The organism is Niabella soli DSM 19437 (assembly GCF_000243115.2).
Classification (GTDB): Bacteria; Bacteroidota; Bacteroidia; order Chitinophagales; family Chitinophagaceae; genus Niabella; species Niabella soli.
In genome coordinates, this window is the sequence record NZ_CP007035.1 from 1,317,243 (window position 1) to 1,343,471 (window position 26,229).

General features: G+C 44.7%; 23 protein-coding genes and 1 tRNA gene. 8 read left to right on the forward strand and 16 right to left on the reverse strand.

The features are described from left to right. Nucleotides 1-18 precede the first annotated feature (18 nt). A complete protein-coding gene (locus NIASO_RS05625; protein WP_008582745.1) occupies nucleotides 19-2,232 on the forward strand; it encodes a DUF4954 family protein in 2,214 nt (737 codons plus the stop codon). 51 nt (nucleotides 2,233-2,283) lie between these two features. On the opposite strand, the gene NIASO_RS05630 is transcribed toward NIASO_RS05625, so the two are convergent. The 4 genes from NIASO_RS05630 to NIASO_RS05645 all read right to left on the reverse strand — a co-directional run bounded on the left by NIASO_RS05630 (nucleotide 2,284) and on the right by NIASO_RS05645 (nucleotide 3,704). Continuing rightward, a complete protein-coding gene (locus NIASO_RS05630; protein ID WP_008582744.1) occupies nucleotides 2,284-2,496 on the reverse strand; it encodes a hypothetical protein in 213 nt (70 codons plus the stop codon). Nucleotides 2,497-2,751: 255 nt separating this feature from the next. Beyond that, nucleotides 2,752-2,913, reverse strand: a complete 162-nt coding sequence (locus NIASO_RS20170; RefSeq protein ID WP_008582743.1) for a DUF3175 domain-containing protein — start codon at nucleotides 2,911-2,913, stop codon at nucleotides 2,752-2,754. An 83-nt stretch (nucleotides 2,914-2,996) separates the two neighbouring features. Next, nucleotides 2,997-3,069 (reverse strand) — tRNA-Lys (locus NIASO_RS05640). Between the two features lie 8 nt (nucleotides 3,070-3,077). Further along, on the reverse strand, nucleotides 3,078-3,704 hold the full coding sequence (locus NIASO_RS05645; RefSeq protein WP_008582742.1) for a DUF3347 domain-containing protein: 627 nt from the start codon (nucleotides 3,702-3,704) through the stop codon (nucleotides 3,078-3,080). Between the two features lie 121 nt (nucleotides 3,705-3,825). On the opposite strand from NIASO_RS05645, the gene NIASO_RS05650 reads away from it, so the two are divergent. From NIASO_RS05650 to NIASO_RS05660, 3 genes are all read left to right on the forward strand, one after another. Next, nucleotides 3,826-5,781, forward strand: coding sequence for an ABC-F family ATP-binding cassette domain-containing protein (locus tag NIASO_RS05650; protein ID WP_008582741.1), 1,956 nt, complete (start codon nucleotides 3,826-3,828; stop codon nucleotides 5,779-5,781). 262 nt (nucleotides 5,782-6,043) lie between these two features. Continuing rightward, nucleotides 6,044-6,523, forward strand: coding sequence for a BON domain-containing protein (locus NIASO_RS05655; protein WP_008582740.1), 480 nt, complete (start codon nucleotides 6,044-6,046; stop codon nucleotides 6,521-6,523). Between the two features lie 16 nt (nucleotides 6,524-6,539). Further along, nucleotides 6,540-6,959, forward strand: a complete 420-nt coding sequence (locus NIASO_RS05660) for an SH3 domain-containing protein (protein ID WP_008582739.1) — start codon at nucleotides 6,540-6,542, stop codon at nucleotides 6,957-6,959. 52 nt (nucleotides 6,960-7,011) lie between these two features. Here the strand turns inward: NIASO_RS05660 and tpiA are convergent, their stop codons facing one another. The 5 genes from tpiA to NIASO_RS05685 all read right to left on the reverse strand — a co-directional run bounded on the left by tpiA (nucleotide 7,012) and on the right by NIASO_RS05685 (nucleotide 10,688). Continuing rightward, complete coding sequence (gene tpiA / locus NIASO_RS05665; RefSeq protein ID WP_008582738.1) at nucleotides 7,012-7,773, reverse strand: triose-phosphate isomerase; 762 nt, start codon at nucleotides 7,771-7,773, stop codon at nucleotides 7,012-7,014. After that, nucleotides 7,770-8,894, reverse strand: coding sequence for a putative sugar nucleotidyl transferase (locus tag NIASO_RS05670; RefSeq protein WP_008582735.1), 1,125 nt, complete (start codon nucleotides 8,892-8,894; stop codon nucleotides 7,770-7,772). Before NIASO_RS05670 ends, tpiA begins: the two co-directional genes overlap by 4 nt. An 80-nt stretch (nucleotides 8,895-8,974) precedes the next feature. Beyond that, a complete protein-coding gene (locus tag NIASO_RS05675) occupies nucleotides 8,975-9,223 on the reverse strand; it encodes a type B 50S ribosomal protein L31 (protein ID WP_008582734.1) in 249 nt (82 codons plus the stop codon). A 181-nt stretch (nucleotides 9,224-9,404) separates the two neighbouring features. Next, nucleotides 9,405-9,896, reverse strand: coding sequence for a YajQ family cyclic di-GMP-binding protein (locus NIASO_RS05680; RefSeq protein ID WP_008582733.1), 492 nt, complete (start codon nucleotides 9,894-9,896; stop codon nucleotides 9,405-9,407). Nucleotides 9,897-10,109: 213 nt separating this feature from the next. After that, nucleotides 10,110-10,688 (reverse strand): TrmH family RNA methyltransferase, encoded by a 579-nt coding sequence (locus NIASO_RS05685; protein WP_008582732.1) that lies wholly within the window; start codon nucleotides 10,686-10,688, stop codon nucleotides 10,110-10,112. Nucleotides 10,689-11,173: 485 nt separating this feature from the next. Here NIASO_RS05685 and ppk1 point away from each other — a divergent pair, with 485 nt between their 5' ends. The 3 genes from ppk1 (at nucleotide 11,174) to panB (ending at nucleotide 15,053) form a co-directional block, all read left to right on the forward strand. Continuing rightward, entirely contained in the window at nucleotides 11,174-13,228 is a 2,055-nt protein-coding gene (gene ppk1 / locus NIASO_RS05690; protein WP_008582731.1) for a polyphosphate kinase 1, read from the forward strand. After that, entirely contained in the window at nucleotides 13,229-14,110 is an 882-nt protein-coding gene (locus NIASO_RS05695) for a Ppx/GppA phosphatase family protein (RefSeq protein WP_008582730.1), read from the forward strand. Between the two features lie 127 nt (nucleotides 14,111-14,237). Next, nucleotides 14,238-15,053 carry a 3-methyl-2-oxobutanoate hydroxymethyltransferase gene (gene panB / locus NIASO_RS05700; RefSeq protein ID WP_008582729.1) on the forward strand — a complete coding sequence of 272 codons (816 nt, stop codon included), beginning with the start codon at nucleotides 14,238-14,240 and terminating at the stop codon, nucleotides 15,051-15,053. A gap of 76 nt (nucleotides 15,054-15,129) precedes the next feature. On the opposite strand, the gene NIASO_RS05705 is transcribed toward panB, so the two are convergent. Both NIASO_RS05705 and rimO read right to left on the reverse strand, forming a co-directional pair. Continuing rightward, nucleotides 15,130-17,820 (reverse strand): TonB-dependent receptor, encoded by a 2,691-nt coding sequence (locus tag NIASO_RS05705; protein ID WP_168128484.1) that lies wholly within the window; start codon nucleotides 17,818-17,820, stop codon nucleotides 15,130-15,132. 1,554 nt (nucleotides 17,821-19,374) lie between these two features. Continuing rightward, nucleotides 19,375-20,685, reverse strand: a complete 1,311-nt coding sequence (gene rimO, locus NIASO_RS05715; RefSeq protein WP_008582726.1) for a 30S ribosomal protein S12 methylthiotransferase RimO — start codon at nucleotides 20,683-20,685, stop codon at nucleotides 19,375-19,377. Between the two features lie 438 nt (nucleotides 20,686-21,123). Between rimO and NIASO_RS05720 the strand changes: the two genes are divergently transcribed. Next, entirely contained in the window at nucleotides 21,124-21,837 is a 714-nt protein-coding gene (locus NIASO_RS05720) for a pirin family protein (RefSeq protein ID WP_008582725.1), read from the forward strand. A 232-nt stretch (nucleotides 21,838-22,069) separates the two neighbouring features. On the opposite strand, the gene NIASO_RS05730 is transcribed toward NIASO_RS05720, so the two are convergent. Genes NIASO_RS05730 through NIASO_RS05750 form a run of 5 tightly spaced genes read right to left on the reverse strand, consistent with a single transcriptional unit; the run spans nucleotide 22,070 to nucleotide 25,996 of the window. Then, nucleotides 22,070-22,987 carry an SMP-30/gluconolactonase/LRE family protein gene (locus NIASO_RS05730; protein ID WP_008582724.1) on the reverse strand — a complete coding sequence of 306 codons (918 nt, stop codon included), beginning with the start codon at nucleotides 22,985-22,987 and terminating at the stop codon, nucleotides 22,070-22,072. Between the two features lie 55 nt (nucleotides 22,988-23,042). Then, entirely contained in the window at nucleotides 23,043-23,963 is a 921-nt protein-coding gene (locus NIASO_RS05735) for an alpha/beta hydrolase (RefSeq protein WP_008582723.1), read from the reverse strand. A gap of 10 nt (nucleotides 23,964-23,973) precedes the next feature. Further along, nucleotides 23,974-24,429, reverse strand: a complete 456-nt coding sequence (locus NIASO_RS05740) for a DUF4268 domain-containing protein (RefSeq protein WP_008582722.1) — start codon at nucleotides 24,427-24,429, stop codon at nucleotides 23,974-23,976. A 23-nt stretch (nucleotides 24,430-24,452) separates the two neighbouring features. Next, a complete protein-coding gene (locus NIASO_RS05745; RefSeq protein ID WP_008582721.1) occupies nucleotides 24,453-25,193 on the reverse strand; it encodes a polyprenol monophosphomannose synthase in 741 nt (246 codons plus the stop codon). 35 nt (nucleotides 25,194-25,228) lie between these two features. Next, a complete protein-coding gene (locus tag NIASO_RS05750) occupies nucleotides 25,229-25,996 on the reverse strand; it encodes a 3'-5' exonuclease (protein WP_008582720.1) in 768 nt (255 codons plus the stop codon). Nucleotides 25,997-26,229 lie beyond the last annotated feature (233 nt).

A 26,229-nucleotide genomic window follows, 5' to 3' on the forward strand; every position in this document is an offset into this window, starting at 1 on the left:
CAGTATCAAGCATCCAGTATGAACCAGATAAAAAAACTTCCCGTAGGGGATTTGGGATATAATTTCATTCCGAAGGAATTTTTACCCGAAGGTGAAAACGAATATTATATTCGTTTCAAACAGAATCCTGCTACAGACTACCGGCCGCTGACGCGGCAGGAGATCGCTATACTAAAGTCGAATGGCAACCGGTCCGACAACTGGTCCAATATCCTGGTACGGGAAGGAATCGATGTATTATTGATCGAGGACTGCACTTTTTTTGGGCTGGTCCGCATCGGCAAACTGGAACCTTATTTTTTGGAGTTCAGCCAGTTGCGCACGCCCGTGGGTTTATACCGCAGCCTGATTGTAAGTTGCGATATCGGCAATAATGTAGTCATCAATAATGTGCGGATGCTGAGTCATTATATTATCGATGACGAAGCCATCCTGATCAATGTAAATGAAATGTCCTGCACCTCCCACAGCAAATTCGGGAACGGCATCATCAAAGACGGCGAACCGGAAGATATCCGCATCTGGCTGGAGCTTTGCAATGAAAACGGTGGCAGAAAAGTGGTACCTTTTGATGGTATGCTGCCTGGCGACGCCTGGCTATGGTCAAAATACCGCGCCAATGAAAAACTGCTCAATGCTTTTAAAAATTTTACAGACCAGCAATTTGGCAGGCAACGGGGCACCTACGGTACCGTAGGAAAACGGACTATAATAAAGAATACCCATATTATTAAAGATGCACAAATAGGCAGCGACGCCTATATAAAGGGCGCCAACAAGCTAAAGAACCTTACTATCAACTCCAATGAAACAGCGAAATCCCAAATCGGGGAAGGCTGCGAAATGGTTAACGGTATCATGGGGGCCGGCAGCCGGGCCTTTTATGGTGTAAAAGCGGTCCGCTTTATTTTAGCTCCGTTCTCACAGCTTAAGTATGGTGCCCGGCTGATCAATTCTTACCTGGGGGAGAACGCTACCATTTCCTGTTGCGAAGTATTAAACACCCTCCTCTTTCCGGCGCATGAACAGCACCACAACAATTCCTTTCTTTGTGCATCGCTGGTGATGGGGCAAAGTAATATTGCCGCAGGCGCTACTATAGGATCGAATCATAATTCCCGGGCCGCAGACGGCGAATTGCAGGCGGGACGCGGCTTCTGGCCGGGGCTTTGTGTAAGCCTGAAACACAATTCAAAATTTGCCTCCTTTACCATGATCGCCAAAGGCGATTATCCCGCCGAACTAAATGTCCCGATGCCCTTTTGCCTGATCAGCAACGATGTGCACAAGGATCAATTGGTAGTGATGCCGGGTTATTGGTTTTTATATAATATGTATGCGATCCTGCGTAATGAACGGAAATTTGCAGATCGTGATAAACGAAAAGAGAAAAAACAATTACTGGAGTATGATTTCCTGGCACCAGATACTGTAAACGAAATCTTTACTGCTCTGGACCTCCTCTACCTATATACCGGGAAGGCTTTCTATCAGAAGAATCAAATGGTGGGCTGTGATAAAGAATACAGCCAGAAGGGCCGGGAACTGCTGGAAAGCCAGGCCCCTATTATAGCCCAGCTTGACATTTTCGCCAACGGGATCGAGCATTCGCAGCGCCCGGTACGGATCATAAAAGCGCTGGAAGGCTACGCCGTTTACAAAAAAATGATCTGCTATTACGGTACCTGCCAGCTCATTCATCACTTGAACCAATCCAGCGACAAAACGCTTGCCGCTGTAAAAAATCTTTTTGAAAAAGCCGGGGAGCGCAAATCCTGGTTAAATGTGGGCGGACAACTGATCCCTGAAAAAGAGGTGAAAATACTGATCAATTCCATTGAATCCGGTGCTGTTAAAAAAGGCTGGGATGAGGTGCATGATTTTTATCAACAGCAGGCAAAAGAGTACCCAATAGAAAAGCTATTGCATGGATTGAGTTCCCTGAAAGAAATAAAACGCATGGAGCGCCCAGATCTGGATGCGCACTTATTAGCGGACCTTTTTTATGAAGCAATTGCTACCAGGGAGTGGATCGCACAATCCGTTTACGAATCAAAAGTAAAAGACTATGACAACCCTTTCCGTAAAATGATATATGATACTACGAAAGAAATGGAACAGGTTGTGGGCAAATTAAAAGACAACCCCTTCATCAATGAACAGGCTGAAGAAACGGCTGCTTTTAAAAAAAGTACGGAGCTCCTGATTGAGAAAATAAAACAACATTCCTAGCTTCCCCGCCATGGGAAAAAAAAGCAACAATCTGGATATTTTTTTACACAATCAGGTGTCCCAGGCCGCTTCATTTTTTTGCTCATAATCTGTAAAGGCCTTCTTAAGCCCTTCCAGTACTTCAGCCGCTACTTCAAACAAAGCCTTTGCAGACGGGTCTTCCACCCGCTCCACATCTTTACGAAGGTGATCAATCAACATGTTGAATGCTTCTTTCAGATTCACTGCATGCACTAAAGGATTGTTGGTGTCTACATCTTGCATGATAAATAAATTTTTAACTAATGCTATATGGAGGGCGTAAATTGCGCCAGTTCATAAATGCCCAAACGTTGCTCAATTTCAGCCACCTTATTCACTACGGCCTCAAAGCCATCTTTACCAAATAATTTATATTCATTTTTTTCAAATGTTTCCCCAGGCTATCGTACTCATGTCTGGAAACAATTTTTCTGAATGCAGGAAAGAGCACCGTATCTTCTCTTGCTTCATGCGGGCGGTACATCCGGTTAAATCCGGTCAGTAGCGGAACCAGTAGCCGCGCGGCTGTTTCCGTAGCTCCCGGATGTTTGGCTCGGATTTAAAAATATCGGGCTCCAGATCCAGCGCATTGCTGGTTTTATTCACCCGTTTGGACCATTTTCCTGTACCCCGCTTTGCTGATGTACTTTTTGGTTTCATACACCATTAAATAAAAAAACTGTGCCAGTATCCATCGAAATAAAAAAAGCGGTATGTCAGAAAACATACCGCTTTTTATTTTGTGACCCCTCAGGGACTCGAACCCTGGGCCTACTGATTAAGAGTCAGTAGCTCTACCAACTGAGCTAAGGAGTCGCGATCATTTATTTTACCGGGGCTGAATCCACTTTAGTAAAATCAATGGTCATTTTTGTTTCGCCGCAATTTAACATGGTTTTCCCAAATTTGGGATCTTTATTTCCTAGGTAAGGATTCACAATAGCGGCCTTAGCGCTTAACCAGTTACCGCTTTGTCCCTCACCAAAGGCCATGGGGCATTCCTGCCAGTAAGCGGGCGCTTTATCATATTTCACCGCTAACAATATCGTGCGGAGATTAGCGGATAAATCATTCAGCGCATGGCGCTGCTCTGCCCAATCGTGGCTTCCTTTTATGGTTGCCCCATTCATTTTTGCAAGATCCAGTGTAGAGATCACGGTCTGGTAAATAACCGTATCTTTTTTTAGTTCATCTACTTTTAAATGCGCCAACGTTGTTTCCAGTGTTCCCGCTCCTGCCGTAACAGCGGCGGTATCCCAGTTCACAAAGCCGTCGGTCAGCGCATAATAACTGTTTAAAACCTGCGTTACCGATTCATCAAAGGCTGCGGTTGGCTTCCCTACCGCAACGGGTACCGGCTTTTCGCCGGAATCTTTATTTTTTTTGAAGACAAGTCTATACACAAAAAAAACAAGCACCAGCACCACAATAAAGATCAAAAGTTTTTTCATCAGTCTAATCATTTATACCGCCCGCTCCTGTTTTAGCAATTGCAGCAATAATAAACATTTTACAATGAAATCTATTAGCTAAATTTGCAGGCTTTAAAAAGCGCAAAAGTAATAATAAAAAATGTTAGTTGGTTTACAGAATGTTACGTTCGAGTTTGGTGCAAGAGTAATTGTTGAAGATGCTACCTGGCATATACAGCCCAATGAGCGTATTGGCCTGATAGGATTTAACGGAACCGGCAAATCCACTTTGCTGAAAGTGTTGGTGGGGCAATATGCCCCTTCTGCCGGCACAGTGGAGCGCGGGCGCGAAACAACGATCGGCTACCTGCACCAGGACCTGCTGAGTTTTGATACCAATGAATCGATCCTGCAGGTGGCCCTGAGCGCTTTTGAAAAAGTGTTGCAACTGGAAAAAGAAATTGAAGCCCTGGGACACGAACTGGAAAAAACCGGAGACGAAAAAACATTGATCGCCTATACCGATAAATTGCACGAACTGGAATTGCTCGGCGGTTATAATATTCAGCACAAGACCGAAGAGGTACTGCAGGGGCTGGGATTTTCCAATGCCGACCTGAATCGCCCTTATAAAGAATTCAGCGGGGGCTGGCGTATGCGCGTCTTACTGGCAAAGATGATTCTGGCGCAGCCAGACCTGTTGCTGCTGGATGAGCCCACCAACCACCTGGATCTTCCTTCAATTGAATGGCTGGAAAAATACCTGCAACATTACCAGGGGGCCGTGGTTATCGTAAGCCACGATAAATATTTTCTCAACCGGATGGTGACCAAGATCGTGGAACTCTACCAGCGGCAGTTGCATTTTTACAACGGGAATTACGAGTTCTATGAAAAAGAAAAAGCGGTTCGCATTGAAATGCAGCAAAAGGCCTATGAAAATCAGCAGGACTATATTCGTCAGAATGAACGCCTGGTAGAACGTTTTCGCGCCAAGGCCAGTAAAGCAGCCATGGCGCAAAGCATTATGAAAAAGCTCGACAAGCTGGACCGGATCGAAGATGTAACGGTTGAGCGGCCCGATCTCCGGATCAACTTCCGTGTAGACAAAGTACCAGGGCGTGTCATCGTAGAATTGGACCAACTGTCAAAAGCCTTTGGCGACAATGTGATCCTGAAAAATGCAAAAGCTGAAATTGACCGTGGTGATAAGATTGCCCTGATCGGTGCCAACGGAAAAGGGAAGTCCACTTTATTGAGAATAATCGCCGATGTGGAATCCTTCTCCGGCAACCGCAAATGGGGTCATAATGTAGACGAAAGTTTTTATGCGCAGCATCAGCTCGAAGCCTTGCACCTGAACAATTCCATACTGGAGGAAATGCGTGGATGCGGCAGCCAGATGACCGATCTTGAATTGCGCGCTTTATTGGGTTGCTTCCTTTTCAGCGGCGACGATACCGATAAAAAAATAAAGATCCTCAGCGGAGGTGAAAAAGCGCGTGTGGCATTGGCTAAAACAATTGTAAGCCGCGCTAACTTTTTAATGCTGGATGAACCCACGAACCACCTGGATATGCATAGTGTGGATCTGTTGATTGGTGCGCTAAACAAGTATGAAGGCACTCTGATCCTGGTAAGTCACGACCGGCATTTCATTGCCCGGACGGCCAATAAGATCTGGGAAATTGTGGACGGGGAAATAAAAGAGTTCAAAGGCCCCTACGATGAATGGGTGGCCTGGAATGAGCGTATGAAAAAGAACAGGGACACTAAAAAAACGGAAGAAGGCCCTTCAAAAATAAAACCGGAAGAAAAACCCGTGGTAGCCCCCGCACCGCCGCAGGCCGCTAACATACCCATCAATAAGGAATTAAAAAAAGAGCTGCAGCGCCAGCAGAAGCTTTTTCAGCAAACCGAAGAAGCATTAAACAAGAACAAGGCATTGCTGCAGCAATTGGAAAAAGACCTGGCCAATCCGGATCTCTATTCAGACAAAGATCGTTTCGTAAAAACAGAACAGGCTTACAAAGCCGCCGTTGCCGAAAATCAGCAGCTTGAAAAAAAATACGAGGAGGTCTTTACTAAACTGATGCAGTTGGAGGAACAACAGTAGTTTATCATAGCTGTAGAACCGGCAATCCGGGAAGGTTTAGATTCCTTGCATTGTACAAAACTTGCGTTACTTGTTGCATAGGTCATATGACTCCCACCTATAACCAACGAGTAGGATGTTAATTATCAATAACTTACAACAAAACCCCTTTAATCTTTCTTTGTAAAAAATTAAGAAATAAAAAACTTTCCCTTAATTTATCTGATCCTGAATTAACTTATATTCGTTAAGTAAAAAATTTTTCACATAAATCCCAAATCAAATGAAAAGAATCCTGACCGTGATTGCCTTCGTTGCATTTGTTTTTGCACTTCCTTCCTGTAAGGGTAAAAGCGATGCCGACATCAAACAAGAAGTTGATGCAAAACTTGCCGCTAACCCCGAGTTCTCAAGCCTTTCTTCAGATGTAAAAGACGGCGCTGTTACCATTAGCGGTACCGTAAAAGATGATGCAGTTAAAACCGCCATCGACTCCACTGTTAAAGAAGTAAAAGGTGTTAAATCTGTTGTTAACAACGCAAGCGTTCCTCCTCCGCCGCCCCCTCCTACCATCAATCCTGACGATGTATTAAACAATACCCTCAAGGACGCTATTAAGGATAACGCAGGCGTAAAAGCCGAAGTAAAAGATGGCGTGGTTACCCTTACGGGCGAGATTAAAAAAGCAGACCTGCCGGGCTTAATGCAAAAAGTAATGGGCACACACCCTAAAAAAGTAGAGAATAAATTAACCGTAAAATAAATGGAGGACCCAAATTATGGCATTACAAGATAAATATAAAGCACTGATTGACGCCGCTACTGCTGCGGGCGTAGCTAACCTGGCAGTAAGAGAACAGGATGGCGTTTTATACATAGATGGCGATGCACCCAGCGGTGCGGTAAAAGATCAGCTATGGGCAGTCTATGATCAGATAGACCCCAATTTTACCAGCGCTGATCTGGTGTTGAATGTAAATGCGAAAGCAGACCCGGGTTCTAAAGTAAGAGTAGCTACTCAGGAAACAGCTTTAAATATCCGTAAAGGTCCGGGAACGGATCAGCCGGTTGTTGGAAAAGCGCAAAAGGATGAGATCATCACCCTAATCAGTAAGGCCAATGACCAATGGGCTTCCGTGCGTACTGATGATGGTACGGAAGGATATGCCTATATGCAATACCTGGAACCCGTAGCGTGATCCGGTAAAATAAATTGAAGAAGCCCCGGCCAGCAATGACCGGGGCTTTTTTCTATTTTAATGCCCTGATAATTTCCACAAAGTCCATCGCTACCAGTGAGGCACCCCCAACGAGGCCGCCATCAACATCCGGGCAGGCGAATAATTCTTTTGCATTATTGGCTTTTACGCTTCCTCCGTATAAAATGGGAACCATATCGGCAACTTCGGCGCCATATTGATTTGCAATTACCGAACGGATATACGCATGTATTTCCTGCGCCTGCGCCGTCGTAGCGGTTTTGCCGGTGCCAATAGCCCAGATGGGTTCATAGGCGATCACTACCTTCTTCATATCTTCAGCGGAAAGATGGAATAAGGATTCTTTTAGTTGTTTTTCAACGTAAGCATTCTGGCTGCCTTCTTCCCGGATGCTCAATGGTTCGCCGCAGCAAAATATCGGCTTCATTCCTGCGCCCAACAACAGGTCCAGCTTTTCAGAAAGTTCCAGGTTTGTTTCATTAAAATATTCCCTGCGCTCGCTATGACCGATAATGCAGTATTTCAGGTTTAATGACTTTAACATGCCTACAGAAACTTCTCCGGTATAGGCCCCCGATTTTTTGTTGGAGCAGTTCTGTGCAGCAACATATAAATTTTTCAGCGTATTTACTTTTTCATTGGCCATCATCAGATAGGGAAAGGGAATACCAAAAATAACGGCATGGTTGTCCTTGGGTTCTACATTTTCAGCAAGAATATCATTTAATAATTGTTGCCCTTCTACATACGTTAAATTCATTTTCCAGTTAGCGGCTGCTATTTGCTGTCTCATGATCTTTTTGTTTTTGTTTGATTATAAATATGGGTAATTAACTGTTTTTCTTCGTTGGAGATTTGTTGCTTTTTGGTTTGCATCCAGCGTTCTATATGCTCTAACGCCTGTTCCACTTCATATATTGTTTGGGTAGAATAGCCCCAGGAAAAAGAAGGGATCAATTTTGGTGTAAGCCCGGCTCCGAAAACATTGGAGCAAACGCCGATGACCGTTCCGGAATTAATGGAAGTATTGATGGCTGTTTTGGAATAATCGCCCATAAGCACCCCGCATTTTATCCCTGTCTTATAACTTCCTCCAGGCAAGGTTACCTTAATATTCCCTGCCGTATTTTTTAAATTACTGTTGGAGGTACCTGCCCCCAGGTTGCACCAGCGGCCTATTACCGAATCGCCCAGATAGCCGTCGTGCGCCTTGTTGGAAAAAGGGAATAACACGGAATTTTTGATCTCGCTGCCAACCGTACAGTGTGAGCCGATCGTTGTTCCACCATAAAGCTTCGCTCCCATTTTTACCACGGCATTAGCACCGATAAAAACCGGGCCTCTTATGCAGGTTCCCTCCATGACCAACGCTTCTTTGGATATATAGATCGGCCCTTCCTCGGCATTCAGGCTGCAAAAGCGAACGGTGGCCCCCTCTTCAATAAATATATTCCCTGGCGCCGCAACATAATTTCCTGCCCCTGCCGGTGCGGAAACCCGTCCTTTCGTTAACAGTGCAAAATCAAAATGCAGCAGGTATTGATTGTATTCAAAAATATGCCACCCGAATTCAATCATCCTGAATGCATTGTCGGGCAGAACGGCAACCGGCTCCCCGGAAAAACTACTCCCTCCCGCACTTAGTCCGATTACAGCCCCCGTATCGCCCAGTTGTAAAAACGAACCGTTTTTTAAGTTCCGCAGCCAACGGACCATTTCCTCCGATGGCAGCAGGTTTGCCGGTATGATCCAGCCAGCCCCGGTAGCAGGTGGCAGCTCGTGCTGCACCAACAATTCCCAACGCCTGCGGTTGGTGAGCATGCCCGAAGAAATAGCTTCCACCGAAGTGGTAAGACTGAACGGGAACAACTGCTCCGCCTGGTAATGATTATGGGTAAAAATAACCGGGCTCATAATTTGAGGTGCCTAAGATACTATATAAAAACAAAACCTCCGGGAGATCCGGAGGTTGAAATAAAATTGAGCGCCTGCGCTTATTTTTTTGCGTATTTCTTTTTGAATTTATCAATACGACCGGCAGTATCCACCAGCATATTTTTACCAGTAAAGAAAGGGTGAGAAGTGCTTGAAATTTCCAGTTTTACTACCGGATATTCGTTACCATCTTCCCATTTAATGGTTTCTTTTGAATGAGCAGTAGAGCGGCTTAAAAAGGTTTCACCGTTACTCATGTCTTTGAAAACTACTAAACGATAGCTTTCAGGATGGAGACCTTGTTTCATAATTGAATGATTTTTAAGGTTGTACGGATTTTGCCGTACTGTTATTAATAATTTTAGAAATGCAAAGGTACGAAAAAACGACGAATATTAAATGTAAAATATTAAATGTAAAACCGGCTTCCTAAAGCAATGCCTGTCGCAATCGAAAGTTTTACATTTTACATTTAATATTTTATATTCTTTAGTTGCGCATATTCTCTACCTGCAGGGGCAATCCCAGCTCCCAGGTTTTAGAAGCCTGGATGACAGATTGGAGATCGTCAATTTTTTTCCCGGTCACCCGCACCACTTCATCATTAATAGCCGCCTGCACTTTGAGGCCCGCGTCTTTGATCAGCTTCACGATTTTTTTTGCATCCTCCTGTTTCAAGCCGTTGCGAACCTCGATCTCTTTTTTCCAGGCCTTGCCCACCTGGCTCCCCTCTTTGCTTAAATCAAAAGCCTCCGGAGCAATACCCTGTTTATGCGCCCGGCTTACCAACACGTCCAGCAATTGTTTCATCTTCATATCATCCTCTGTTTCCACGTTAATTTTAAACGCTTTTTTATCCAGGTCAATAACCACATGCGACCCTTTAAAATCAAAACGGTTGGTGATCTCTTTTTTTACAACGTTTACAGCATTATCCAGCGCCTGTGCGTCTACTTTGGAGGCAAAATCAAATGAAGGCATATTTGTACAATTTTGAATTATGAATTTCTGCAAGGGCGAAAGATTTTTCGCTCCAACTATTTAACAACAAATATAAAGCGCAACCCTTTAACACCCGCATCAAAAACCGAAAACCCCTACCTCAACGACTGCACCCCTTTTACATTCCTTATTTGTTATTTCTTATTTCTCATTCCGCCTGCACGGGCAAAAATCTTCCGCCTCAACGGTTTATCATCCTGTTCCCCATAATCCTCTTAATTGATCGTGATAAACTGTATCCCCGGCTCCGGAATAAAGCCCCGCCTTGCTGCGCTGCCGGTAGGCTTCATAAATAGTTACAGCGCAGGCTACACTGATATTGAGCGATTGAATGATGCCCACCTGCGGGATGATAAAATTCCCATCTGCCAGGGCGCGGATCTCTTCGCTTACGCCCGCATGCTCATTGCCAAAGACCAGCGCTATATTCCCGGTAAGGTCCATATCATATAAGCTCACCGCATCGGAACTCAAATGAGTGGTCACTATTGCATCATAGCGGCTTCTTAAAACACCAAAACAATCCACCACATTATCAAATTGCTGAACAGACAACCATTTTGCCGCACTGGAACTGCTTTTAGCCCCCCACTTCTCGTGTCGCGGGATCTTTGTGTTCAATATATATACATCCTGGATGCCCACGGCATCGCAACTGCGCATCACGGCAGAGATATTATGCGGATCAAATACGTTCTCCAGTACGATCCCCAATCCTGGTTGACGGTAACGAATTACATTTTCCAGCTTCTCCTTCCGCTCGTTGGTCATGAAACATATTTCAGGCAAACGTACATAAAATTTCCAATGAATCTTCCGCTGCGCCCTTGCTCCTTTGTCCCGCTGGCTAACGCATGCGCGTCAAGATAAGGAGCACGATTCAGGCGCTGTAAGCGCCGCGTGTTTATAGTATTCATGATCCTCTACGCAACGCATCGGCTCTCCCGCCTCAGCAGGACCGCGTAAACAGCCCGAACAAATACCATTGCGATTGCTATAAACACAACGCTCCTAACGGAGCGGAAATGGCTCAAATACTGGTGTAGTTGCAGTTCCAGCAGATTGAATGCCGCGTTTAGCTTGACGCGCATGCGATGGCTATCGGGATTGCGTGAAATTTGACCACGCGCAAATCCGCAATCTGTGAGCCATAAAAAAACTTAATATAAAAATAAATACTGCCGCGGTCAAACATCGGTAAATAGCGGTAATTCTGCCGATAAAGTCTTATTATTGTGAATATACGAAGAACAACTATGCAGAAGGTCATACCCAGGGATATCAGTTGGCTGGCATTTAACGGGCGCGTGCTTCAGGAAGCGGCGGATCCCACTGTTCCCTTAAATGAACGCATCAAATTCCTGGGAATTTTCTCCAATAACCGCGACGAATTTTTCAGGGTGCGGATCGCTTCCCTAAAACGGATGTTGCGTATTGAATCAAAACTCAATATGCATCCTGAACGCAACCCCAAAAAAATATTAGAGCAGATCCAGCGGCTGATGGATAACCAGCAGGAAGAATTTGAGCGGGTATGGGCCAACGTGCAACGAAGCCTGAATCGCAATAAAATCTACCTGAGAAATGCAACCCAACTAACCATAGGTCAGAAAAAATTTATCAGGGAATTCTACGAAACAGAGATCAGCCCTAATATTATTCCTCTTATGATTGAGAATATCAAAAAATTTCCCAATCTGAGAGATAAGTCTATTTTCCTTGGCGTGGTGATGCGCAAAAGTTACAACCGCCAGGACAAAAAATTTGCGATCATTGAAGTGCCGGTAACAGCAGTCGGACGCTTTATAGAGCTTCCTTCCAAAAGTGGCCAGCATGATATTATGTTGCTGGAAGATGCTATCATCTTTAACCTGCCGGATATTTTTAAATTCCTGGGGTATGATGAATTCCACGCAAATATTTTCAAATTTACCAGGGATGCGGAGCTGGATATAGATACGGCCGATAACACCACGCTGGTGCAAAAGCTGGAAACAGGATTAAAAAACCGGAAACGCGGAACGCCTGTCCGCTTTACTTATGATGAAAAAATGGATCCCGAGCTCCTGGCCTATTTGATCACACGGATGGGGTTTGCCAAACAGGACGCCATAAGCCCGGCAGGAGCCATTCATAATTTCAGGCATTTTATAGACTTCCCTGCGAAAGTGTTCAAAAATGTGAGCAGGCGTAAGGAACCCTTTGATCATCCGCTGCTGATGGAGCAACGCATTTCCGATGTGATCATGCACCGGGATGTATTGTTGAGTTTTCCCTATCACAATTTCACCCCCATCATTGACCTGATCCGCGAAGCGGCCTTCGACCCGGATGTCGTTTCCATAAAGATCACCTGTTACCGTTTGGCAGCCCAATCAAAGATCATCAACGCCCTCGTTAATGCCGTACGCAATGGTAAAGAAGTTACGGTAATGCTGGAATTGAAAGCCCGCTTTGATGAAGAAGCCAATATGGAATGGAAACAACGGCTGGAAGATGTAGGCGCAACGGTGCTTACGGGCTTCTCCAATATGAAAGTGCATGCGAAATTATGCGTTATCAAAAAGAAGAAGGGCGCCAAAACCGAGCATTATGGATTTGTAAGTACCGGCAACCTGAATGAAAAAACGGCCCGGGTGTATGCCGACCATTGTTTACTGACCTCTAATAAAAGAATAATGGCGGACGTCAACCGCATCTTCTCTTATCTTGAAAAACCTAAAATAAACGAACTGGCATTAGCCAAATGCAATGTAGTCATTCCCAGTCCGGTTTATATCCGGACCTTTTTGACCAAACAGATCGATCACGAAATTGCCCTGGCCCGGAAAGGCAAGAAAGCGGAAATGATCATTAAAATGAATTCCCTTTCCGATCTGGATATGATCCAGAAGCTTTATGAAGCAGCACGGGCGGGGGTTGTGGTGAAATTGATCGTAAGAGGCATTTTCTGTATGCTTTCGCAAAATAAAAAATTCAAACATAAGGTTACCGCCATCAGCATTGTGGACGAATACCTGGAGCACGCCAGGGTATTTGTTTTTCATAATGAAGGAAAGCCTAAAGTTTTTCTTTCGTCGGCCGACTGGATGATGCGCAACCTGGAACACCGGGTGGAAGCCACCTGCCCTGTTACCGATTCCAGATTAAAAAATGAATTGATCGATATTTTAAATATCCAGTTAAGTGATAATGTAAAAGCCCGCCTGCTCGACAATGAGTTGAAGAATAAATATGTGCATTCGTCCACAAAAAAGATCCGGTCGCAGGAGGCTATTTACAATTACCTGTTCAACAAAAAATATACATAGTTGAAATTAGCAGCAATTGATATTGGTAGTAATGCGGCCCGCCTGTTGATTACGGATGTGCGGCTGCTTAAAAAGAATAAGCCCGAGTTTATTAAATCGAACCTTATCCGGGTGCCGCTGCGGTTGGGATTCGATGTTTTTGAAACGGGAATGATCTCCGCAAACAAGATCAGCCATATCCTAAGCACGATGAAAGCCTATCGCAATCTGCTGGATGCTTACGAAGTGCAACATATCAAGGCCTGCGCCACATCCGCCATGCGCGATGCCCGTAATGGCGCTGAAATCATAAAACAGGTTAAAGAGACCACCGGCATTGAAATTGAAATTATTTCCGGCGACCGTGAAGCAGCACTCATTTATGAAAGTCACGTGGCCGACAGTCTCACCAGGGATGAGTCTTATTTATATATAGATGTGGGTGGCGGCAGCACCGAGCTGACCTGCTTTACCAACGGAACGATGACCTTTAAACGGTCCTTCAATATCGGCACGATCCGGATCTTGAAACAACAGGTAACAGAAGCCCATTGGGAAGAAATGAAAACCTATATCCGGAGCCAGACAAAAAAAACCAGACCTGTTATCGGGATCGGGTCGGGTGGAAATATCAATAAGATCTTTTCACTGTCCAAAAGAAAAGAAGGAAGGCCCCTTACGCTGGAGCTGTTGCGGGATTACTACAAGGAATTCAGCAGCCGGACGCTTAGTGAGCGGATCAGTTATTATAAGCTGCGCGAGGACCGGGCCGACGTAATTGTGCCTGCTTTATTAATTTACATAAACGTTCTAAAATGGGCCGGCGCAGAAGAAATACTGGTGCCCAAGATCGGACTGGCGGATGGGCTGATCCAGAGCTTGTATGATGAAATAAGTCAATAGTGAATACAGAATGAAGAATACTAAACTAGTAAAACGCGTCATCCCGATACCTGCGTAGCTGGCGAGGGAGCCCGTGCAGGCGGAATGAAAAATTAAAAATCAGCAATAATAAAAAAGAAATTTTGATATGTCTGTAAATAAAGAAGTAAAAAGGGTTACTACCCATACACTGGCGAAAATGAAACAGGCCGGTGAGAAAATAAGCATGCTCACGGCTTATGATTTTTCATTTGCCCGTATCATCGACAGCGCGGGTATCGATGTGCTATTGGTCGGCGATTCCGCTTCTAATGTAATGGCCGGGCACGAAACCACCTTGCCCATTACCCTGGACCAGATGATCTACCATGCGCAATCGGTTATCCGTGCTGCCAAGCGTTGTCTTGTAGTGGTGGATCTGCCGTTTGGTTCTTATCAGTCCAACTCAGAAATAGCATTGGCCTCCGCTGTCCGCATTATGAAAGAAACCGGCGCACATGCGGTGAAGCTGGAGGGTGGCGAGGAAGTAACAGAATCCATAAAAAAGATCACATCGGCAGGCATCCCGGTTATGGGGCATTTAGGGCTTACACCGCAGTCTATCTACCAGTTTGGCACTTATGCGGTACGTGCCAAAGAAGAAACTGAAGCCGCCAAACTTTTGAAAGATGTGGAACTCGTGCAGCAGGCAGGGGCCTTTGCATTAGTATTGGAAAAAATACCCGCGGCCCTTGCCCAACAGGCCACTGAAAAATTACAGATCCCTGTGATCGGCATAGGTGCTGGTCCGCACTGTGATGGCCAGGTGTTGGTGATGCACGATATGCTGGGGATCAACACGGAATTTAAGCCCAAATTCCTGCGGCAGTACCTGAATATTTTCGAACAGGCTACAAAAGCGGTTCAGCAGTATATCTGGGATGTGAAATCAGGAGATTTCCCCAACGAACAGGAACAGTATTAGCATGTAAAATATCCAATGTAGAATTTAAAATTTTACATTCCACATTGGATATTCAATATCTCATATTTCACATTCTTTAAAATTTATACCGGAGCGCCGCTCTAAAGCTTCTTCCCACTAATGGACGTGCTATAAACGAAGTAGCTCCTGCATCGTTACTTTGAAACTCGCCCTGGCGGGGGTTTCCTTCGGTAAGGCCTAAGGAATTACCCAGGTTATCAATAAGTCCGAAGATTGAAATTTTGTCATTCAATTTTACCTGGGCATTTATGTCAATCTTTGTATAGCTGGGCAGCGATACCGAATTTGCAACGTCCACATAGCGTTGCCCTTCATATTCGATAACCGATTGCAAACGCACCCTGTCATTGAAAAAATTAAATCCGGGAATTACTCTCAGCGATGCCGCGGGTACCCTGATGAGCTGGTTGTCATTATAATCGATCTGTTTCCCGGAATTATCAGTATACACGTATCCTTTATACTGGCCACGCTGTAAAGTGGCCGTTGCTGAAATATCGAACCATTTTACGGGATAATACCCCCCTTCCAGTTCCAGTCCAAGGGTTTGGGTATTGGCATACAGGTTTTCCTGCGTCTGGCTTCCGTTTGCATTAAAAACATAGTTGGTAAAACCCACATTATTGTACTTAGTCCAAAAGCCTGTAGCATACAATGAAAGTGCTGCGCTGCTGTATTTATACCCTACTTCCCCCAATTGCATGGTTTGGGTAATAGGTTTTGCAGTAGCGTTGGTTACATAAGAACCCAGCCCCGGGATACGTGCGGCTGAAGTATACCGGGCAAAAGCCCCCATATTGCTGGAAAACTGGTAATTAGCGCCTATTGTCCAGGTAGTGAAATTAAAACCATGGTTATAGTTTTGAAAGATCCCGTTGCCGGTTAAAATATTAGATGTGGCGAAGGTTCCCAGGTTCACGCTCTTACTTTGTTCTACTACGCCTTTTGTTTGCGCGTTTTCCCAACGCAGTCCGGCATCCAAACGAAAAGCAGGGGTTATTTGCCACTCATCGCTGACATACACCGCGTTGGTGGTCTGCTCCCCATGCGCGTCGGCCCATTCATATCCATAGCGGTATATACCATTATCCGTAAATGTCCGCAATACTTTTCCATTAGCGTCCAGCGCTACAAGGTTTAGCAATCGGGCATTGTCCTGAACATCAAGCAAGGCAACAGAGGAGTACCGGCTAAAATCTTCGTCGAAATGCGAATAGTAGTAGCCAAAATTAAAATCGTGCTTTGAAGAGCCTGTAAAAAATACACGTGAAAGGTGCAGATCGTTGGCAATTTCGGTCAGGGGCAATGTAAGCCCCCGGATGCCGCCAAGAATCATAAGGCCATTGCCGTTCTGGGTTGCATTGTTAAAAGCAGCGCCCGTGCTTACATACTGCAATCCTAAGCGCTGTGCACCCGGAACAGTAGCGAGCAGCCCCGATTGGCTCGACAGCATAGAATCCGCCGTAAGTAATGTATTTGGATACACCCCGTTGCGTTGGGTATGGGTGTTATCGTAACGAAGGGTGTTTTTTAAAATCCAGTGGTCAAAAATTTCGGTTTTAAACTTCGCTGTAATCTGGCTTCTTTGTACAGAAGTTCCCACGGTATTATCAAAATGGTATAAACTGCCGTCCCCCTGGATCATATTCATCCTTTGTGTTTCCGGCCCGGCAATAGTACCGTAGTTGCCATTCATTCCCGGAACGGCTACTATTTTTCCGTTCTGACGTGTCATCGGAATACCTAAATAAAAAATTACATCATCATCCAGCCGTTTAAAATCAATATCAAAGGATGATTTTTCCCATTTCTTACCAATAGAAACCCTGAATTGTCCTCCATGATTGCCGCTGAAACCCGGATCGCGTACTCCTGTGCCCGCCCGGTAAAACCCACCGGCCGAAAGCTTCCATCCATCACCAACAGGCGCACCCACCCAAAAATCACCGCGATAAAAATTCTGGCTTCCCAACGACAGTTTAAAAATACCTTCGGTCTTGTCACCAACCGCGCGCGGGATATAGTTCACCGCCCCCGCCGGTGCGTTAGAATAGAACACGGAAGAAGGCCCGCCCCGAACGACTTCAATGGACTGAATGGTTTCATCCAACCGAAAGACCTGATCGGCATTTAAATAACCCAGAGAGGGATCATGTTGTACCGGCACCCCATCTTCAAGTAATTGTATGGATCCATAACCGTCTACCGGCACCCCTCTTGCACGTACATTACCACTTCCCTCTCCTCCTGACGATTCCACCCAAAAACCCGGCACCGACTTTAAAGCCTCGGTGACACTGGTAGGCGCCTGCAAGCTCAACGCATTATACCCGATAGTTGTAACCGAATAGCTCGTTTCCAGTTTGGTCCGGTTTTGCGCACCGGCGCGCCCGGTCACAATCACTTCCTTTAAATCGTTTGGCGTTGATCGCAACTGAAGCAGCAAAGGCCGGTCGGAATTGGCTGTAACGGTATAGCCGGCCAGGGTTTGCGCCTGGTAACCCACATGGGAAACAACGATGGAATACGTGGCTCCGGCTGTTACATCGGTGCAGGTAAATGCACCTGAGGAATCTGTTTGAGCGGCAGTTGTTTGTCCGGTGGCTTTGTTCTTTGCAAAAACCGAAGCGTTGGCAACGGGCCTGCCGTTTTCGTCTGTTACCCGGCCTTTTAGTTCTTTAACATTTTGCGCCTTTCCAATGATCTGAATATGGCAGCATAGGGCTAATAATAAAAAGCAGAGCAAGGGTCTGATTTTAATAGTTGACGGAATCATAAACTAATTTGAAAATGAACGATAGGGTTGAAATTCTTTATTATATGATTTACGAAACGCAAATATCTTAAAACTTCAAAACATCAATATTTCCTTACTATTAATTTTTCATGACAAACTTCTTCGGCAATTACAATCTAAAAATAACCCTACTTAATCGAAAAAGCAAATTTTCAACCCCTGAACGCGCCTTTCGACCTTAACAAGGTATTAAAAACACTTCAGTCTCCTAACAATTTTGTTTCCTCAAGCCAGGGTGCTAATTTCAAACTGCAAAATTGAATGTATATGAATTATCTTTCTATGGCCAAACACTTTTCTAAATGAACCCTGTAATAAAAATCTTACTATTCGTAACGGGCATCCCAGGTCTTTATTTTTCCCTATTTGTTTTGTACATTCTGAAGGAAACGCTTTCAACAGATGGAAAGTTGCCGGAAAATGAATTTCTCAGTGAATTATATAGGCTATCTATAATAAATGTATTATGGGCGCTGCCCTTAATTTGCCTGGTCTCTTTTTTCTTAAGAAAGTATCCTTATGGGCGCCTGATTTTCATTGGCTCAACGGCGGCCTTTGCCCTTTTGGTAATGGTTTTCTTTATATTGCTCCACAAAGGGGAACTGGAATAACATTGAGAAAATATTCAATAATGAACGAAAAATTTTAAATTCTACATTCAATGTTGTTTCCTTAAGCATTGAGACACGCTAAAAGGGTGTAATTCCAGGACGATACATTAAACTGCTAAAAGCTTGCATCGTTCCTGCAACAATCGACCGTTTAATTTTTTCCTACTTTTTGCTCGCCCAAAAAGTAGAGCAAAAAGGGCAGGGTCAAACGAACGCCTCCGGCCGTTCGACCGCCCACGCACACGAAAACCCAAATCGAAAAGGGACTTTAAGGCCTTATTGAAAGGGAAGGTTGAAGCTGCGGTCTCCTCCAAACCATGGATTCTTTACCGCGCTGATTTTTTCCGGGAGTGATTCTGCTAAAAAGAAGTTGTCATTATGTAAAAAATAGGCGCTCCCGAACCGTCTGGCCAGGGTGGTTTCTATTGCATTCAGGAATGGTCGGCATAAAGAGCTGTCCAATGAAAATGAAAAAATTAAACTACAAGAACTCTTTCATAGAAGGTCGTTCGCGAAACAGCAAAAGAAAAATCAAGCAGAATGGCGATTTTGACGCCGAAAAGCGATTCCCGAAGCATAAGAACTGTAGGAAGACGGCATAATCAGGCCTATAGCGCAGATTTTTTCGCTCTTGCCGGATTGACCAAGCCTTGGTTCGATTAGCAGTAATCAGGCAGGATTTGCCTTTTTGCGAACAAGATTTTTTGCTTACCTTTTTATCGACTGAAAAAAGTGAGAGAAGAAATAAAGCTGAGTGAGTTTATCAATAGAACGGAAAAGACTGTATGAACAATCAAATCTTTGCAAGGCCTTATTGACAATGAACGCTATATTATGGGCTATAAACGGAACTATCCTGAAAACTTAAGAAACGACATTGATTCAACATCCATCATTCCATTACCACCCCTTCCAGGTCGTAATCATAAGCTTTTTCGATCTTCACATTATAGAACTCCCCAATCTTTAGTTTTTCGGCGCCGGTAATGATCACTTCATTATCCACTTCTACGCTGTCAAACTCCGTACGGCCAATATAACGACCCGCTTCTTTTTTATCAATAAGCGTTTTAAAGGTTTTTCCTATTTTTTCCTGATTTAGTTCATAGGAAATCTCCTGCTGAAACTCCATTACCTCCTGAGCTCTTTGCTCCTTTTCTTCCTGGGAGATAGTATCCGCCAGTTTATAAGCGCTGGTATCTTCTTCATGAGAATAGGTAAAGATGCCCACCCGGTCGAACCGCTCTTTGGCCAAAAACTGTTTTAGTTCTTCAATATCATCCCGTGTTTCACCGGGGAAGCCGGCAATGAGCGTGGTACGCAAACAAATGCCCGGTACTTTTTCGCGGATCGCGCTTACCAGGTCCTCCATTTCGGCCCGGGTGATCTGGCGCTTCATCGCATTTAGCATATTATCGGAAGCGTGCTGCAGGGGCATATCCAGGTAATTGCAGATATTATCGCGTTGCCGCATTACGTCTAATATCTCCAGCGGAAACTTTGTAGGATAGGCATAATGCAGGCGGATCCACTCCAGCCCCTTTATATCCGCCAGCCGGTTCAGCAGGTCGGGCAGCATCCGTTTTTTATAAATATCCAGGCCGTAATAGGTTAGCTCCTGGGCGATCAGCATTACCTCTTTCACGCCCTTTTTCACCAGCCCTTCCGCTTCGGCCACCAACTCTTCCATGATTTTGCTGACGTGTTTACCCCGCATCAGTGGGATGGCACAAAAAGAACAGGTGCGGTTACAGCCTTCGGATATTTTCATATACGCATAATGCCTGGGGGTGGCCAGCAGCCGCTCGCCCAGCAATTCCGTCTTATAATCCGCCTCAAATTGTTTCAGTATCAGGGGAAGCTCCATGGTACCGAAAAAGGCATCTACTTCCGGTATTTGTTCTTCCAGGTTCAACTTATAGCGCTCGCTCAAACAGCCGGTAACGTAAACCTTGTCCAGCTTGCCGCGCTTTTTAAATTCTACTTGTTCCAGGATGGTGTTGATACTTTCTTCTTTCGCCTTATCAATAAACCCGCAGGTATTCACCACCACTATATTATGATCCAGTTTTTTATTTTCATGCACCACATTGATATCATTGGCTTGTAGCTGTCCGCTCAATACTTCACTATCCACCATGTTCTTGCTGCAGCCCAGCGTAATAATATTTACCTTATCTTTCTTTAACGTTTTTGCTTTCAAACTGATTTTTTTGATTTTAGAAGCTGCAAAGGTACAACAAGCCGGGCAAATGCCCTTGAAATGCGTTTATTCGTGCATTTTGTACAACAACACTGTTGTAACTACAGCCACCGTAGAAATCACAGCATTTAAGACAGATGGGAAAGGCTAAGAAATTTTTTTGGGGGGCCGCAGATTTACGCAGACCCGCGCCGTCGGCGCGGCGCAGATTATAGTTCCTTCTTTTGCGTAAATCTGCGCAGTCTGCGGGAGACCTTTTGGCCCGCTGATCTGCAGGAATGAGTTTCGTTGCATCCTTAAATCGTGCTGCAACACAGAACGATGAAACTTTGTCCGCCTATGGCGGATTCGTGGCTTTCGAAAACGACTTAATCTGGGTTATTTTTAACCTGAATGATCCGGGGGAACTTTGTGTTATTAAAATAAAAAGGAGCATATATGAATACTGTTTTACACAAAGCCAACACCCGGGGCGATGCCAATCATGGCTGGTTGCATAGCCGTCATACTTTTAGTTTTGCCAATTATTACGACCCGCAACGCATGCAGTTCGGCGCTTTGCGCGTATTAAATGACGATAGTGTGGCAGGTGGCATGGGCTTTGGCACCCACCCGCATAACAATATGGAGATCATTTCTATTCCCCTGGAAGGAGACCTGGAGCACAAGGACAGCATGGGCACCAGCGCGGTCATCAAAGCTGGTGATGTCCAATTGATGAGCGCCGGAACCGGTATCCGCCACAGCGAGTACAATAAAAATAAAGACCAGGAAGTAAAATTTTTACAGATCTGGGTGCTGCCCAATAAAATGAATGTTGCCCCCCGGTACGATCAACTGACGTTGAACCCGGCTGACCGCAAGAACCAGATTCAGCAGATTATTTCTCCAAACCCTGACGACGCCGGCTTGTGGATGCACCAGGACGCCTGGTTTTCAGTGGCTGATTTTGATAAGGACTATAGGGAAACCTATACCTTGAAAAAACAGGGAAACGGCGTATATGTATTTGTACTGAAGGGCAGTGTTAAAGTAAATGATACAGAACTGAATGAACGGGATGGTCTGGGCGCATGGGATACGGACGCTATCACGATCAGCGCCACGACTGATGGGTCATTTTTGCTGATGGAAGTACCAATGAACGCTTAACTAATTTCGATAGAAAGCCCCTGACCGTAGTTCCCGCAGAAAAGCGCTGATTTTTTGTGCAGATAGCCGCTGATTACTTCATCTGCGGCTATCTGCGTTGTATTTAAACTGCGAATATCAGCGAGACCCGGCAGGAAAAGTCTCTTCTGATTACACCCGTTCAATATTAGTTTACCGCTGACTATCGCAGAGATACTTCCCGCCTCCACGCCTTCCGGCCAAAAAATACTTTTTACTTGCCCTGAACCGCCTGTTGCCCTTTCACATTCATTGGTACAAAATACACACTGGTTCGCGCCGTAATAAAAAGGATATTCTTTTGAGCGCCGCCAAAGCAGATATTGGAAGTTTCCTCGGGAACCGGGATATAGGCAATTTTCACCCCGGTGGGGTTATAGACGGTTATGCCGCCCTTTGTTAAATAAAGATTGCCTTTTTCATCCAGAACAATGCCGTCTGCACCCTTTGGTACAAATAATTTTTTATTCGATAAACTTCCGTTTGCATTGATAGTGAACTTATAAGTCTTGTTATCTCCAATATCTGCAACAAATAAATGTTTTCCGTCCGCAGAACCTGTGATACCATTTGGCTTCACCAACTCATCCGAAACCACAACCGGCTGGGTGGCACCTTTTGGCAGGTAGTACACATATTGCCCTTTCATATCTGGTTGCTTGCGCGTCCAGTAATCGCGCTGGTAATAAGGGTCTGTAAAATAGATACCGCCTTTTTTATCGATCCACAGGTCATTGGGGCCATTTAATTTTTTACCGTCTACTTTACCTAAAAGCACGGTCACTCTTCCATCAGGGGTAATGGACCATAGCTCATCATTTTCATCGGCGCAGGCAATAATATTTCCCTGGCGGTCGATATCCAACCCATTGGCGCGACCAGATTCCCGCTTAAATTCTGTCAGGCCCCCATCAAGATTATAACGCCAGATACGGTTGTTCGGCTGATCGGTAAAATAAACCCTTCCCTGACGATCAGCCACCGGCCCCTCTGTAAATGCAAACCGGGCATCGATCCGGTTCAAGCCTGCAGTTGAGCTGACAATATGCAGTGAATCAAAAAAAGGCGGCGCCTCTTGCGCTTGCAGGATGTTACACCAAAAGAGCGTACAACCCAGTAAAATATATTTCATTACTATTTCATTTTCAAACGAAAACAAATATCATATCAACATATACTCTTTATAATTATTTCGACAAAAATCCCTCCTGCACTAACCACCCTCGTAAAACATCCATCCATTTTACATCAGAGGTTTTATTATTCAACCCAAAACCATGCCCTCCCTTTTCATAATAATACACTTTGGCTGCAACTCCGTTCTTTTGCAGGGCTTCGTAGTAATCTTCGCTGTTGCGCCAGGGCACTCCCTTATCATCCTTTGCATGTACCAGGAATGCCGGCGGGGTATTTTTAGTCACCTGTAGCTCATTGGAAAAACGCGCTATCATCGCCGGAGAAGGCGCCGGGCCAATAAGTTTATTGCGACTACCCAAATGACCAATGCTGTCGCTAAAGCTGATCACAGGGTACCCCAATACCGAAAAATCAGGACGGAAGGAAATCTTGTGAGGATTATCGACCAGTTGTTCGGCATAATGAGTGGATAGCGTACTGGCCAGGTGTCCGCCAGCGGAAAAGCCCATAATCCCAACTTTATGGGGATCGATATTATACTCTTTTGCATGCTCCCGCACCCATTGTATAGCGCGCTCAGCATCCTGCAGCGGACCGATGGTTTTATCCACCATTGTGCGGTCATCAGGCAAACGGTATTTCAAAACAAAGGCAGTAACACCCCATTCATTTACAACTTTTGCTACTTTGGTTCCTTCATGATCAAAAGCCAGGATAGAATAGCCGCCTCCCGGACAAATAATGATTGCCGTACCCGGTCGTTTATTTTTCTGTTCCGGCTCAAAAACCAATAGCGTTGGATCAGATACATTGCTGATGCGGGTAATGCCGTCTTTCCCGGTATCCGCCTTTTCAATATTCGCAGCGTTTTTACTGTTGGGAACGGTGTTATACAGCCGTATCTCTTTTTGCGCTTTAACCATAGGCGTTATACATATCGATAGAAACAGGCAGAAAGTGAATCGTTTCATGTAACTTTTTTTATACTTCAAAACTATCTTTAACCAATATCCAGAAAGCGTCCAGACCAGTCAGTTGTTCTTTAAGAAAAGAAATGATCCCCGGCCAGTCCGCCTTATTAAAGATATTGAGATTTTCCTTTACGATGATGATCCGGGAAATGGGCTGACCGTTCTCGTCATATACTTCCGGCTGCCAGAACCATTCGCCACTTGTTGTTGCTGCAAACAACGACTGAACCATACTTAATTTTTCAAACAGGGTCGCCCGTTCCTCATTGTCTGAATGTACTATTTCTACGGATACACTGGCCTGCCGCTTGGTGACATCCGCCCGGAAGTACAGATGCTTAATGCCCGTCTTGTAATTAACCCAGTTTATAAATTGGCCGCTGGCGCTGGGGATCGGTTTCATATAGGTTCCAAAAGCTGTCCAAAATTCCTTTTTCAACAAAGAAGCTTCATTTTTACTATACATAAAATTTTATAATAGCAAATAAATCAAACACTTGAAACCTTTTTTCTATACTTTTTAAATAAGCTCTGCCAGCGAAGATTCAATACTCCGAATATACCCTCCTTTAAAATCCCCTTATTCATTTTTGATTGTCCTTTGGTGCGGTCCTGGAAAATGATGGGTACTTCTTTAACGGTAAAACCCAGCTTCCAGGCGGCATATTTCATTTCGATCTGGAAGGCATAACCCACAAAATTGATGTTATCAAAATTGATGGCATTAAGCACTTTTGCAGTGTAGCAAATAAATCCCGCAGTGGGATCTTTAATGGGCATCCAGGTGATCAGCCGCGTATATAAGGACCCGCCCTTCGAAATAAAAATACGGTCCGCCGGCCAGTTCACTACCCCGCCGCCCTTTACATAACGGCTGCCGATAGCAAGGTCCGCTCCGTTTACACAAGCTTCATATAAACGTACTAAATCCTTGGGATTATGGGAAAAGTCGGCATCCATCTCAAATATATATTGATACCCTTGATCCAAACTCCATTTAAATCCATGTATATAAGCGGTACCCAACCCTAACTTTCCTTTCCGTTCTTCCAGGAACAAGCGACCGGCAAATTCCTGTTGCAGCTTTCTGACGATATCTGCCGTTCCATCCGGCGACCCGTCATCCACGATCAATACATGAAAATCACCCGGCAATTCCATTACCGCCCTGATGATCAACTCTGCATTTTCCCGTTCATTATAGGTTGGTATAATTACTATCTTCTCCACTAAACATTTATTCAATTAGAAAATCAAATCAACCGTTAGCTCTTCTTTAGTTTACTCCTGGTAAAAATTTCTGTAAGTTTTTGTTTGGTATGTTGCGGGAAATCGCCTTTCATCATCCAATCGTAGTACTGGGGCTCTGCCTTTAGCACATCTGCCACACCCCGGCCTTTATATTTTCCAAAGTTAAATACTTCCACCCCGTTATCCATTACAAAACGGCGGGCAAAATCAACAATTGGTTCCTCGCCTATCGCTTTATTAATGGTGTCAATGGTAGTTCCCAGTTCGGGATACCGTACCAATTGCGCCAGCAGCACTTCGCAGGTTGCGGTGGCGTCCACTTCCGCAGAATGCGCCCCATCCAGGCTTTTATTGCAATAAAATTTATAGGCAGCGCTTAGGGTACGTTGTTCCATTTTATGAAATACGTTTTGTACATCCACCAGTTTGCGCCCTTTCATATCAAAATCAACCCCCGCACGCATAAATTCTTCAACAAGCAAAGGAATATCGAACCGGTTTGAATTATATCCCGCCAGGTCGCAACCGTCCAGCACCTGCTTCAGCTCCTGCGCCGCCTGTACAAAAGAAGGTGCATCCTTTACCATATCATCCGTAATACCGTGGATTTCTGAATTAGCCGGGGGAATTGGAATGCCCGGGTTGATCAGTTTTCTTTTCACGGACCGGGTTCCATCGGGCAGCAATTTTATTATAGCGATTTCTACGATACGGTCTGCGCCCGGATTTACTCCGGTGGTTTCCAGGTCAATAAATGCAAGGGGCTTGGTAAGTTGTAACATGTATCCTGTTTAAAATTTAAAGATAGGGCATTTTTTTCCTGTGGCTAAATTTCAGCTTCAAAATTTTGCCACAAAAAAACAGATCAATAATATATTTTTATATATTTGCACCGCAATGAAAAATTTAATACATACCCATCATCATTTTACAGACTTACCAAAGTAAGCCCGGTGATGCTATGTATCAATTTATAGGAAAAGGCTTACAGCAGTGTAAGCCTTTTTTATTTTAA